Genomic DNA, 11,524 nt, shown 5'->3' with positions numbered 1-11,524 from the left:
GATATGCGAAGCGGCCGCGGATCTTCGGATCCGCGGCCGCTTTCGTATGCGCGATGTCTCGTACAGGGTTTTCCGGCCACCGCACAGGCCGCGGCACCCTGACCTGACGTGCCGAATAGGGGTCGAAATCGGACAACTTGTCCTGGTCGCGTGGCGCGCGGACAAGGTCACCTTTATTGTTATCGGCGTTGTGTCGCTGATCTCTGTCTTGCGGTCTGGTTTGCGCATCTCATACGGGGCGGTTACTTCGGTTAACCCTGAGTGCACCGGATTGTCATCCGGCGACGACACCATGATCGGGAATCGGGATGGAGAAGTTATCCCGGGCAGGCGTGAACTGGAGCAGTAGTGCGGTTGAAAAGAATAGTCGCGGCTGCGGGGGCAGCGGCGAGCGTGCTCATAACTGGAATCGTGCTGGGCAGTGGTCCCGTTACGGCGGACCCCGGATGCCCGGTCATGTACACGGTGGCCATCCCCGGCACCTGGGAGACCGGTCACGACAAGACCCCCGGCCCCGGAATGCTGTCGCAGGTTACCAACGGGCTACCCGGCGAGGTGGACTACGTGACCTACGCGGCCACCGCCTTCCCCTGGGAGGGTGACGTCTACGGCGCCTCCAAGAAGGAAGCCACCGATAACGCGCGCGGCCTGGTGCAGGCCATGGGGGCGCGCTGCCCGGGCACCAAGATCTCCATCACCGGCTACAGCCAGGGCGCGGACGCCGCGGGCGATCTGGCCGCGGAGATCGGCTCCGGACTCGGCGTGGTGCCGCCGGATCGCATTGCGGCCGTGGCGCTCATCTCCGATCCGCGCCGTTCCATCACCGATGTGCAGGTCGGCCCGATCGCGCCCGGTGCGGGTGCGGGCGGTCCGCGCATGGGCGGCTTCGGCTTCATCTCCGATCGCGTGCGCACGGTCTGCGCGGTCGGCGATCTGTACTGCTCCACCGAGGAGAGCGACTTCGTCAGCCGGTTCGCCGGATTCCTGGCGCAGACCTCCGACCCGAACCCGGCCAACCTGTGGCGGTACCAGCTCGAGGTCGGCGCGATCATCAACGATCTGATGGCACAGGGCGGTATCCCCACCCTGCAGTCGCAGCTCAGCGAGGGTGCGAACGAGCAGCGCGCCCAGCAGTTCGAGCAGTTCTTCCGCACCGGACGGCACACCAGCTATGGCAGTTACGGCGTCGGCGGCGGTCAGACCGCATTGAGCTGGATGCACAACTGGCTCGCCAACGCGGCGTAAGTCGTTCGCTCACAACCGAATACGAAAAGGCCGCTCCCACCATTCCTGGGAGCGGCCTTTTCGTTGTCTCCCAAGGTTATCCGGCGGAGCCGGTGGCGGGCGGCTGCCAGGGCGCGGGCGGCGGGGTGTTGTCGCCCGGCTGGCCGCCCTGGTTCCAGTCGCGGTCACCGGGGTGGTCGCCGCGATTGCCGCGATGGTGGTGATCGCGATCGCCGTCGTTGTTCTGGCCGGGCCAGTTCTGATCGACCTGCACGGCGGTCGGGGTGTCGGGGGTGGCGGCGGTGGCGGGCAGGGCGACCAGGGCCAGCGGTACGGCGGCCAGGACACCGGCGGCGGCGATGCGCAGCGCCATGCGGCGGCGGGACTTGCGGGGTGACGAGGAGGCGGTCACGGTGGATCCTTTCGCGGGGGCCGGGCCGCGCTTGCGGCTCGTGGTCCCCATACAAGTGGCCGGGCCTGGGAGCGTGGTCCGACGACTCTGGGAATCGACTGCGAGGCCCCCGGGCGGCTCACTCGCGCGGCTGGCGATTCCTCGGCAACAGGTCGAAGACGTGCCCGTTCTCGTTCACCGTGGCGACCGTGCGGCGGCCGGTGCGGGAGTACAGGATTCGGGTGATCGAGCAGTAGTCGATCGGGAAGGTGAGCGGTCGTTCCAGTCCGAGCACGTCCTGGAGCAGCACATTGATGACGCCGCCGTGCGCGAAGGCGACCACGGTGTCGTCATGCTCGGCGGCAGCGGCGATGGCCGCCGCACTGCCGAGGACTCGGCCGCGGAAGGCGTCGCCGTCGATTTGCTCGGGCAGGTATCCGGCCTTGATGCGGTCGTAGACGGCGCGGAATTCCTGCTGCGCGTCCTCGATCGGAATGTAGGCGGGCAACTCGCGATCGTATTCGGCGAGGCCGTCGATGATTTCGGTGTCCAGGCCCAGCTTCTCGGCGGTGGGCCGGGCGGTGTCGCGGGCCCGCAATTGCGGACTGCTGACCACGCGGGCAATGCGATGGTGGGCTAGCGCGCCGGGTACCCGGGCCGCCTGCTCGACCCCGATCTCGGTGAGATCGGGGTCCGCCGGGCCGGTGAGCCCCTGGACGCGTCGCGGCTGGGCGTGGCGGACGAGGATCAACTGCACATCCCCACTCTGCCGCACGCCGCCGACGCGTTCCGTTCGGGGCGGGGAGGGCCTACTGTCCCTGGTTCTTCTTCTTGTTCTGCATCAGGTAGACGATGCCGAGAATCAGCACCACGATGCCGATGCAGCAGACCGCGCCGAAGATCCAGAAGCTGCCGCCCTTCTTGGACGACTTCTTCTTGGCGGCGTACTCCATGGTGGAGGTCCAGGTGTCCGGATTGGTCCATACCTGGTGGTCCAGCAGGTTGGCCTGGGTCATCAAGTCCAGGTAGTGCATGTGAAACCCCATCTCATCTATTCGGTAGTCCCCTCCCCGGGACTGCTCACAAGGTTAACGGGCAGTCCCGGTTCTGGGAGTCCACTGTGAATCGGCTGTGAACATCGAAACGTTCACAAGATCGCCGAGACTCTTCGAAACGGGTTACCCCGTACGGGGTTTCACAAGCGGGAAGGGCAGGGTTTCGCGAATACTGCGCCCGGTGATCAGCATGACCACGCGGTCCACGCCGACGCCGAGGCCACCGGTGGGCGGCATGGCGTGCTCGAGGGCCTGCAGGAAGTCCTCGTCGAGTTCCATCGCCTCCGGATCGCCGCCCGCGGCCAGCATGGACTGTTCGGTGAGGCGTTTGCGCTGCTCCACCGGATCGGTCAATTCGCTGTAGGCGGTGCCCAATTCGACGCCCCACGCGACCAGGTCCCAGCGTTCGGTGACCCCGGCGATATGCCGGTGCGCACGCGTCAGCGGGGAGACCGAGGTCGGGAAATCGATGTAGAACGTGGGTTCCTCGGTGCTCGCCTCGACCAGGTGCTCGTACATCTCCAGCACGATCTGCCCGGCGTCCCAGCCCAATTGCCAAGTGATACCGGCTTTATCGCAGAGCAGACGCAGGCGTTCGGCATCGGTCTCGGGACTGATGGTCTCGCCGAGTTTCTCCGATACCGCGCCGTGCACGGTCTTGACCGGCCAGTCGCCGGAGATGTCCACCTCGGTGAGTGTGCCGTCCGGTCCGGGCCGCATGGCCACCATCTTGCCGTTGGCGGCGAGGGCGGCCTCCTGGATGAGCTGGCGGCAGGCGTGCATCATGCGCTCGTAATCGCTGTGCGCCTCATAGGCTTCCAGAATGGTGAACTCGGGATTGTGGCTGTAGTCGACGCCTTCGTTGCGGAAGACGCGGCCGAGTTCGAACACCTTCTCCATACCGCCGACGCAGAGCCGCTTCAGGTAGAGCTCGGGTGCGATGCGCAGGTACAGGTCGAGATCGTAGGCATTGATGTGCGTGGTGAACGGGGTGGCGTTCGCGCCGCCATGTACCTGCTGCAGCACCGGGGTCTCGACTTCCAGGAATCCCCAGCCGTGCAAGGTGTCTCGCAGCGACCGCACCACGGCGCTGCGCTTGGCCATCACCTCGCGGATATCGGTGTTGATGGCCATGTCGACGTAGCGCTGCCGCACGCGCGCCTCGGGATCGGCCAGGCCCTTCCACTTGTCGGGTAGCGGGTGCAGGCATTTTCCGATCATGCGCCAGTCGGCGGCGAGCAGGGATAGCTCACCGCTGCGGCTGCGCCCGATCTGACCGCTGACCTCGATGAGATCGCCGAGATCGAAGTAGGTGTCGAAGTCGGCGCTGCGTTCCGCGCCCACCCGGCCGCGGTCGATGACCAGCTGGATCTCCCCGGACCAGTCGCGCAGCAGTGCGAAGCTGACGCCGCCGTAATCGCGAATCCGCAGGAGCCGTCCGCAGACTCGCACCGTGGTGCCCTGCGGGGAGCGGCGCGCGGCGGCGACGGTGTGGGTCGGGGGATAGGCGACCGGATAGGCGTCGACGCCGGAGTCATTGAGTTTGCGCAGTTTGTCCATGCGCACCCGCACCTGTTCGGGGCGGCGCGGTCCGGATTCGGCGAGATCCTCCGGCGGCAGATCGGGCATGCTGCCGTCGGCGTGCAGTCCGGTCATGGTGTCCGGCACCGAGGAGCGCAGACCGGTGTGCGCGGAAGCGTTCTGTTCCTTGCCGATTCGCGGCAGGAAGCCCTCGGCGAGCGCACTGGCGATGGCCACCCGCGGCAACTGGCGGCGTTCCTCGAACATGGAGAAGCGCGGCACCCAGTCCGGCTGATATTTCACATTGGAGCGGTACAGCGCCTCCAGCTGATACCAGCGCGAGAAGAACATCAGCACCGAACGCCACAGTCGCAGTACGGGTCCCGCGCCGATGCGGCTGCCCTCCTCGAAGACCGCGCGGAAGACCGCGAAGTTCAACGAGATTCGGGTGATGCCGTACTGGTCGGAGGTGAGCGCCAGTTTGGAGATCATCAATTCCATGACGCCATTGGGGCTTTGGCGATCGCGGCGCATCAGATCGAGTGAGACGCCGGTGCGGCCCCACGGCACCAGGGACAGCATGCCGAGCACGCGCTCGTTCGCATCGATGGCCTCGACCAGCAGACAGTCGCCGTCCAGGGGATCGCCGAGCCGGTCCAGGGCCATGGAGAAGCCGCGTTCGGTCTCGGTATCGCGCCAGAGTTCGGCGCGGTGCATGACCTCGCGCATCTCCTCCGGTTCGACTTCCTTGTGCCTGCGCACGCGAACGGTGATGCCCTGCTTGGCAAGCCGGTTCACGGCCTGGCGGACCTGTTTCATCTCCGGGCCCGCGAGCGAGAAGGTGCGGGTCTCCAGAATCGCCTCGTCGCCCAGGCGCAGCGCGGAGAGTCCGGCGCGCTTGTAGGCGGTCGCGCCGATCTCGCTGGCACCCATTACCGCGGGGGCCCAGCCGTATTGGTCGGCCAGTTTCAGCCAGGCGTCGATGGCGTGCGGCCACGCCTCCTTCAATCCGATGGGATCGCCCGAGGCCAGGCAGACGCCGAGTTCCACGCGATAGGTGACCGCGGCCTTACCGCTGGGCGCGAAGACGACGGCCTTATCGCGGCGGGTCGCGAAGTAGCCGAGCGAATCCTCCACATCCGAGCGTTCGATGAGCCCGCGCAGCGCGGATTCGTCGAGACCGGTGAGCGCGTTGGTGGCGCGCTGCGAACGGAACAGCACCATCACCGCGGCCAGCAACGCGATCGCGCCGAAGAGGCCGAGCAGCAGGTTCACCAGATGCGGCGGATGCCCGTCGAAGTCCTCGTTGCTGACCAGGATCGCTCCGGTGACCCTCGAGATGGCCCAGAGCGGCCGCTGCTCGTCCGAGGGCAGGCTGCCGGGGAAGAGTTCCACCAGACCCCAGCCGACCACGCAGCCGAGCGCCAGGCCGCCGAACAGCACGCCGAACGAGCGCAGGATGGTGCCGCCGCGCACCCGCGTGTAGAACTCGCTCCACGCCGCGAGCAGCACGCCCATCACACCGAGGTGCACGATCAGCGCGACGAGCGCGTTCACATCGCCCTCGGTGCCGAAGTCCAGGGCGTTGGCGAGCGCGTACGCCGCCATATAGCCGAACAGTAACCACCAGGCGATGCGCTTGCGGCTGGCGGTCGCGCCGGCGAGCAGGCCGACCACCAGCGCCCAGACGAGGGAGGTGTCGGGCGCGTCGAAGTAATAGGTGTCGACGTAGTGCCGCAAACCGGAGGTCAGATAGCGCAGACCGGGCGAAATACTCCACATGGCACACAGGACCGCGAAGACGCCCAGGACCAGCCCCGCAACGTGCGGGACTTCCCGGAGACGCCCGTGTCCGCGATGCGGCACTTCGGGCGACCGCGCGTCGGGTCTGTGTTCGAGTTCCCGGTGCTGCCGGTCCTGCGTCGAAGTCACCGCACCAGTGTGTATGTTGGCGTCGCTCCCGCGCACTCGGAACCCGGTTCGTGTCTTGTTGCGGGTGCCTTACCGACGGGTTGCGGGCCCGATATTTGGTCTCGGGGAACCCGCGGGTGAGGATGTAGCCATGTCGGATCCAGTCGATGTGCCGATCGAGGACGAAGTCATTCGACTCGGCCAATTCCTGAAGCTGGCGAACCTCATCGATTCCGGTTCGGAAGCCAAGAACGTCATCGCGGGCGGCCTCGTCCGGGTGAATGACGAGGTAGAGCTACGCCGCGGCCGCCAATTACAAGCGGGAGACGTGGTCACCATCGCGGGCCACAAAGCCCGCGTCGCCAACTACTGACCCGCTGATACAGAGCGACCCCATCCGCCCCGGAGCGACTGGCGCGTCGGGTGGCGAACAGGGTCGCTGAGAGTCTCCCCAGAGTCTCTCGAGACTGTCTCAGTCCTCGGAACGGACGACGACGCCGTCGTGGTCGCTGTAGAGCATGTCGCCCGGGGTGAAAGTGATGCCGCCGAACTCGACCGGCACATCCTTCTCGCCCGATCCGGTCTGGGTGCTCTTGCGCGGGTTGGTGCCCAGCGCCTTGACGCCGATGTCCAGCGTCCGCAGGATCGCCGAATCGCGCACCGCGCCGTTGACGATCACGCCGGACCAGCCGTTGTCGACGCCGCGGCCCGCGATGATGTCGCCGACCAGGGCGGTGTGAATGCTCGCGCCGCCGTCGACGACCAGCACCCGGCCGTTGCCCGGCTCGCCGAGGGTCTGCTTGACCAGCAGGTTGTCCTGGAAGCAGCGGATGGTCACGATGCGGCCGGCGAAGGCTTCGCGGCCGCCGAATTGAATGAACTGGGTGTCGCAGCTGCGGATCTCGGGGCCGATCTCATCGGCTAGGTCGGCGGTCGCCACGATGTTTGCTGATTCGGTCACCCGCTTATCTTGTCAGGGCGAAAATACGCAAATCACGCGCGGTGCGGTTCTTGTAGGCGGTGTACGCCTGGGTGGTCTCCTCGAATCGCGTGAAGATCTCGCCCTTGCGCGCCTCGTCCTCGATGAGGCTGGCGCGCACCGGAATCCGCTGTCCCGCGATGGTGACTTCGCCGTCCGGATTGACCAGCAGGTTCCCGGTCCAGGCCGGATGGTGTTCCTGTCCGAAATTGCTGCCGATCACGTACAGCGTGTCCCCGTCGTGCACGTACAGCAGCGGGGTGGTGCGCGGCTGCCCGGATTTGCGCCCGATGGTGGTGAGCAGGATGACGGGCGCGCCGATCGGCCCGAGCACGGTGTATTTGCCGCCGGTGCGCTCGAGTATCCGCCGATCCAGCGGCGTGAGCTTGCGTATCACCAGTGACCCGAGCTTGGTCGCGGCGAACGGACTGGCAACGCGGGAAAGAAGATTGGTGCGCGAACCCCAGATACGGTCCGGAAACTGCTCACTCATGTCCGGAACATTAGTGCCCGCGACGGTGTGCTGTCCGCCCGTCGCGACGGTTCCCGGCTCGTCGTGACGGCCTCCGCGACCGTGTCCGCGCAGGTAATTCGGTACGCCGGTACCGACTTGCGGGCGCATACTGAAGGCAGTGGCACTCCCGGAGGAGGACCGGTTGCCATGGTGTACGCGGAGGGCATGAGGTTGGAGTCTGCGATCGACTCGGACGCTGTCGGCGAGACCCGCTCGCTGCTCACGGCGGTCGCGGCACGCTTCGCCGCGGCCTGGGAGCAGGCGGGTCAGCCGCCGGAACTGTCCGAATTCCTGCCGCAGGCAACCCAATTCCGCCGCCTGTGCCTGATCGAGTTGATCAAGGTGGATCTGGAGTACCGCTGGATCCGCTACGACTTCCCGAAGCGCCTGGCCGAATATCGCCTGGAATACGACGAACTCCGCTCCGGTCCGCTGCCCCCCGATCTGGCCTACGAGGAATTCCACGCGCTGCGCCGTTCCGGTCGCGGTATCGACGAGAGCGGCTATCCGACCGAGGCCGCGCTCACCGAGGTCGCCTGGGGTGAACGCGACTATCGCAGCACCCTGATCGCCAGCCCGCGCGCCCGCGCCGCCCTGGAGGGCATCGAGGTCGGTGACCGCGTCGACGATTTCGATCTGCTGGTCGAATTGGGCGCGGGCGCGTTCGCGAGGGTCTTCCTGGCCCGGCAGCGTTCCATGCAGCGCCTGGTCGCGGTGAAGGTGTCGCAGAATCACGGCACCGAATCCGAGACCCTGGCCCAGCTGGATCACGAGAACATCGTGCGGGTTTTCGATCAGCGTCTGATGGATGAGCGCGAACTCAAACTCATGTACATGCAGTACCTGCCCGGCGGCACGCTGTCGAAGGTGCTGAGCCTGGTGCGCACCCGCCCCGAGGCGGAGCGCGATGGCGGGCTGCTGCTGGAAGCGGTCGATACGGCCATGCGCGACAAGGGCGGATTGGTGCCGAGCGAATCGGCGACCCGCACGGCCATCGCCGCGCACACCTGGCCGGAGACAGTGGCGTGGCTGGGCAGCAGACTGGCCCGCGCCCTCGACTATTCGGCGGACAACGGTGTGCTGCACCGGGATATCAAGCCCGCCAATGTATTGCTCACCGCGGACGGCATTCCCAAGCTCGCGGATTTCAATATCAGTTTCAGCCTGCACGTGGCGGGGACGAGCCCGCTCGCGTATTTCGGCGGTTCGCTGGCGTACATGTCGCCGGAGCAGCTGGCCGCCTGCCATCCGCAATTGCCGGATACCGCAGAGGATTTGGACGGCCGCTCCGATATCTTCGCGCTCGGCGTGGTGCTGTGGGAGCTGCTCACCGGTCATCGCCCCTTCGATGACGAGACCCGCGCGGGCGATTCGGAATCCTCGCTGGAACGCATGCTGCGCCTGCGGCAGCGCGAGATCGATCCGCAATACCTGGAACAGCTTCCGGCCGACTGCCCGCCAACCCTGCGCCGGGTACTGCTGAAATGTCTTGCCCCGCATCGTGACGACCGCTGGGTGAACGGCGCGGCGCTGGCCCAGCAGCTGGATCTGTGCCTGGATCACCGCGCCCGCGATCTGGTGGATCCGCCGCGAAACAGCCTGCGCGCCAGGGTCGGACCGTGGTCGCTGCTGCTGTTGGTGACGGCCGCGAGCTTCCTGGGCGATTTCCTCGGTATGGCGTACGCGAATCTGCACAACGGCCCGCTGTGGGATATCTGGTTCACCGAGACCGAGCGGCAGCATCTGCAAACGGTGGGTGCGGGTTTGGCGTTGTTCACCACGCCCGCCGCGATCATCGTCACCAATTACCTGTGCCGTCGCGCGTTCATCGTGTGGCGCGGTCTGCGCCGGGGCCGCAGCTATGACCCGGAGATTCTGGCTCGTGCGCGCCGGGACACCCTGGTCAATGGTGATCGGGTGGCGTTGCTGGCATTCCTGTGGTGGGTGGTGTCGGCGATCGTGGCGGCGATTTCGCTACTGGTCTATACCGATCTGTCGACGGGTCAGCTGGTGAATCTGACCGCGACCCTGCTGGTTTCGGGTGCGGTGGCCGTCGCGTACCCGTTCTTCCTGGTGACGTTCTTCGTGGTGCGCTGTTTCTATCCGCGTTTGCTGACGCACGGTGAGATGGCCGGTGATCAGGACGCGCTGCGCGCACTGGGTCGCCGCTGCACCCGTTATCTGGCGGTGGCCGTGGCGATTCCGCTGATCGGCGTGGTCACCAGTCTGCTGTTCCTGACCCCGCACGAGGTGTCCCTGGCGATCGGCCCGATCAAATGGCTGTGCCTGGCCGGTGTGCTCGGATTCCTCGGCGACTATTGGCTTTTCCGGCAATTGGAGGCGGATTTGCGGGCGTTCGAGCGCGCGGTGTCCTCGCATTCGGATTTCCGTTGAGCCGCTCGTCAGTTCAGCATGAGCAGTGCGAACAGCAGTAGCCAGAATCCGCCCGCGGCGACTCCGGCGATGGCGAAGCCCTTGTCCTGGCGTTTGGGGTCGATGGCGATCGCGGCCGCGCCCAGTGCGACCGCCGGGATGGCGGTGATACCGCAGACGAATCCGAAGAGGCCGAGCATGAACGCGGTGAGCCCCATGCCATTCCACTGCTGTTGCCGATGCTGGCGGTAGTACATCGGGGCATTGCCCGGAATCACCGACATACCCGGCATCGGCGGCCTGGGCCGCACCACGGGCAACCCCGTGAGCACCATATCGAGGTCGGCGAAGGTGCGGGCGTTGAAGGTCTGCCCTATTCGCTCGGAGAGTTCATCGGCGGTGATCCGGCCGTCGCTGAAACACTGATTCAGGCCCTCGATCACGCGTTCCCGGTCGGCATCGCCGGCTCGCAGTTGTGCGGGATTCCAATACGGTTGCATGTGGTTCTCCGTGAACCCGAAGCGGTATAGGTCTTCTCACCGAGATTAGGCCGGTATCCATGGATCGCACCGCATTCGAGACCGGAACCACAGGGAACGCTCAGGCTCGGCCGTGCCGTTGTTCGTACGACTGTCGTTCGGCGGCTTCACGATCGCGCCGATCGGCGTCCGCGAGCGCCGGATCGAGTCCGTGCTTGATGAGTTTGTTGCGCCGGAACACATAGGTGAGCGCGACCGTGAAATAGATCAGCGGCAGATACAGCAGCGCCATCATGGCCAGGCGCATCCAGAGCGGACCGGGGATGAGCAGGAACAGGCACAGCACCGGAATGATCGGGATCAGAATGCGGAGCAGATAGCGGCGGGTGGCTCCGGGACCGATGACATCGTCGCGCACCCAGTCCGTCATCGACGGCGGCAGCGTGCGGCCGCAGATATAGCCGAGGCGCTGCGCGAGGGTCGGGGTGCTGCGTTCGGGCATGTGCCCAGCATCCCCGCCGTGGCCGAATCGGACAAATATTCGGGGGGTCGGCGGCTTTGGCGACCCCGGGCGATCAGGCGCTGGTGCGTTCTTTGTGGAATGCGGCGACCTGCGTCACCAGGTTGTGCGTGGAGCTCTTCACGGCCAGTTTCACGAACGGCTCGATGGTCTTGCCGAGCAGTTTTCCGGCGATGCCGCCGGGCACCCGGTAGTCGACGATGGCGTCGATGGTGCAGGCTTCATCGCCCCGGTCGTGGAACAGGAAGGTGGATTCGATCTCGAAGCCCTTGATGGACTTCACCGCGATGGCTTTACCGGGTTCGTGCCGCACGATCTTGATCGTGGAATGCAGTGAGACCGGGCCCAGTCCGATGGTGCCGTCGAAGGTGGCGTCGACGCCCTCGGTCTGCTCGGTCAGCGGCTTGAAGCTGTTGATCTCATTGATGAATTTGGGCAGATTGTTGTAATCGTTGACGTAGGCGAAGGCGGATTCCGCCGAGGCGGTGCAGTCCGCGACGATCTTGACTTCGGTCATGCGCACGACAGTAACCTGTTGCAAATTCATGCGCGGATGA

At 66.0% G+C, this 11,524-nt stretch carries 13 protein-coding genes; 4 read left to right on the top strand and 9 right to left on the bottom strand.

The features are described 5' to 3' along the window. Positions 1 to 349 (top strand): hypothetical protein (locus tag ACFC4D_RS44945; RefSeq protein ID WP_376072907.1); only part of this gene is annotated, 349 nt, incomplete at its 5' end. A 50-nt stretch (positions 350 to 399) separates the two neighbouring features. Further along, positions 400 to 1,245, top strand: a complete 846-nt coding sequence (locus ACFC4D_RS44940) for a cutinase family protein (RefSeq protein ID WP_364637952.1) — start codon at positions 400 to 402, stop codon at positions 1,243 to 1,245. 76 nt (positions 1,246 to 1,321) lie between these two features. On the opposite strand, the gene ACFC4D_RS44935 is transcribed toward ACFC4D_RS44940, so the two are convergent. The 4 genes from ACFC4D_RS44935 to lysX form a co-directional block, all read right to left on the bottom strand. Then, complete coding sequence (locus ACFC4D_RS44935; RefSeq protein ID WP_375961580.1) at positions 1,322 to 1,636, bottom strand: hypothetical protein; 315 nt, start codon at positions 1,634 to 1,636, stop codon at positions 1,322 to 1,324. A 118-nt stretch (positions 1,637 to 1,754) separates the two neighbouring features. Continuing rightward, positions 1,755 to 2,372: a histidine phosphatase family protein gene (locus ACFC4D_RS44930; protein WP_375961582.1), complete on the bottom strand. Its 618-nt coding sequence runs from the start codon at positions 2,370 to 2,372 to the stop codon at positions 1,755 to 1,757. A 52-nt stretch (positions 2,373 to 2,424) separates the two neighbouring features. Then, positions 2,425 to 2,649, bottom strand: a complete 225-nt coding sequence (locus ACFC4D_RS44925; RefSeq protein WP_364636896.1) for a hypothetical protein — start codon at positions 2,647 to 2,649, stop codon at positions 2,425 to 2,427. A 144-nt stretch (positions 2,650 to 2,793) separates the two neighbouring features. After that, on the bottom strand, positions 2,794 to 6,123 hold the full coding sequence (lysX, locus tag ACFC4D_RS44920; protein ID WP_376072903.1) for a bifunctional lysylphosphatidylglycerol synthetase/lysine--tRNA ligase LysX: 3,330 nt from the start codon (positions 6,121 to 6,123) through the stop codon (positions 2,794 to 2,796). 130 nt (positions 6,124 to 6,253) lie between these two features. On the opposite strand from lysX, the gene ACFC4D_RS44915 reads away from it, so the two are divergent. Then, positions 6,254 to 6,475: an RNA-binding S4 domain-containing protein gene (locus ACFC4D_RS44915; RefSeq protein WP_364636898.1), complete on the top strand. Its 222-nt coding sequence runs from the start codon at positions 6,254 to 6,256 to the stop codon at positions 6,473 to 6,475. 99 nt (positions 6,476 to 6,574) lie between these two features. Here the strand turns inward: ACFC4D_RS44915 and rraA are convergent, their stop codons facing one another. Both rraA and ACFC4D_RS44905 read right to left on the bottom strand, forming a co-directional pair. Next, on the bottom strand, positions 6,575 to 7,063 hold the full coding sequence (gene rraA, locus ACFC4D_RS44910; RefSeq protein WP_364636900.1) for a ribonuclease E activity regulator RraA: 489 nt from the start codon (positions 7,061 to 7,063) through the stop codon (positions 6,575 to 6,577). Between the two features lie 4 nt (positions 7,064 to 7,067). Beyond that, complete coding sequence (locus ACFC4D_RS44905) at positions 7,068 to 7,574, bottom strand: nitroreductase family deazaflavin-dependent oxidoreductase (protein WP_364636902.1); 507 nt, start codon at positions 7,572 to 7,574, stop codon at positions 7,068 to 7,070. A 186-nt stretch (positions 7,575 to 7,760) separates the two neighbouring features. Here ACFC4D_RS44905 and ACFC4D_RS44900 point away from each other — a divergent pair, with 186 nt between their 5' ends. Beyond that, complete coding sequence (locus ACFC4D_RS44900; RefSeq protein ID WP_376072900.1) at positions 7,761 to 9,989, top strand: serine/threonine-protein kinase; 2,229 nt, start codon at positions 7,761 to 7,763, stop codon at positions 9,987 to 9,989. An 8-nt stretch (positions 9,990 to 9,997) separates the two neighbouring features. Here the strand turns inward: ACFC4D_RS44900 and ACFC4D_RS44895 are convergent, their stop codons facing one another. The 3 genes from ACFC4D_RS44895 to ACFC4D_RS44885 form a co-directional block, all read right to left on the bottom strand. After that, positions 9,998 to 10,468: a DUF1707 domain-containing protein gene (locus ACFC4D_RS44895; protein ID WP_375961594.1), complete on the bottom strand. Its 471-nt coding sequence runs from the start codon at positions 10,466 to 10,468 to the stop codon at positions 9,998 to 10,000. Positions 10,469 to 10,568: 100 nt separating this feature from the next. Continuing rightward, positions 10,569 to 10,949 (bottom strand): DUF5313 family protein, encoded by a 381-nt coding sequence (locus ACFC4D_RS44890; RefSeq protein WP_364636908.1) that lies wholly within the window; start codon positions 10,947 to 10,949, stop codon positions 10,569 to 10,571. A 73-nt stretch (positions 10,950 to 11,022) separates the two neighbouring features. Then, a complete protein-coding gene (locus ACFC4D_RS44885) occupies positions 11,023 to 11,484 on the bottom strand; it encodes an SRPBCC family protein (RefSeq protein WP_364636910.1) in 462 nt (153 codons plus the stop codon). Positions 11,485 to 11,524 lie beyond the last annotated feature (40 nt).

Source organism: Nocardia sp. NPDC056000 (assembly GCF_042269265.1).
Taxonomy (GTDB): Bacteria; Actinomycetota; Actinomycetes; order Mycobacteriales; family Mycobacteriaceae; genus Nocardia.
The sequence above is the reverse complement of the archived record's forward strand: the minus strand, read 5'-3'. Positions and strand labels throughout refer to the sequence as shown.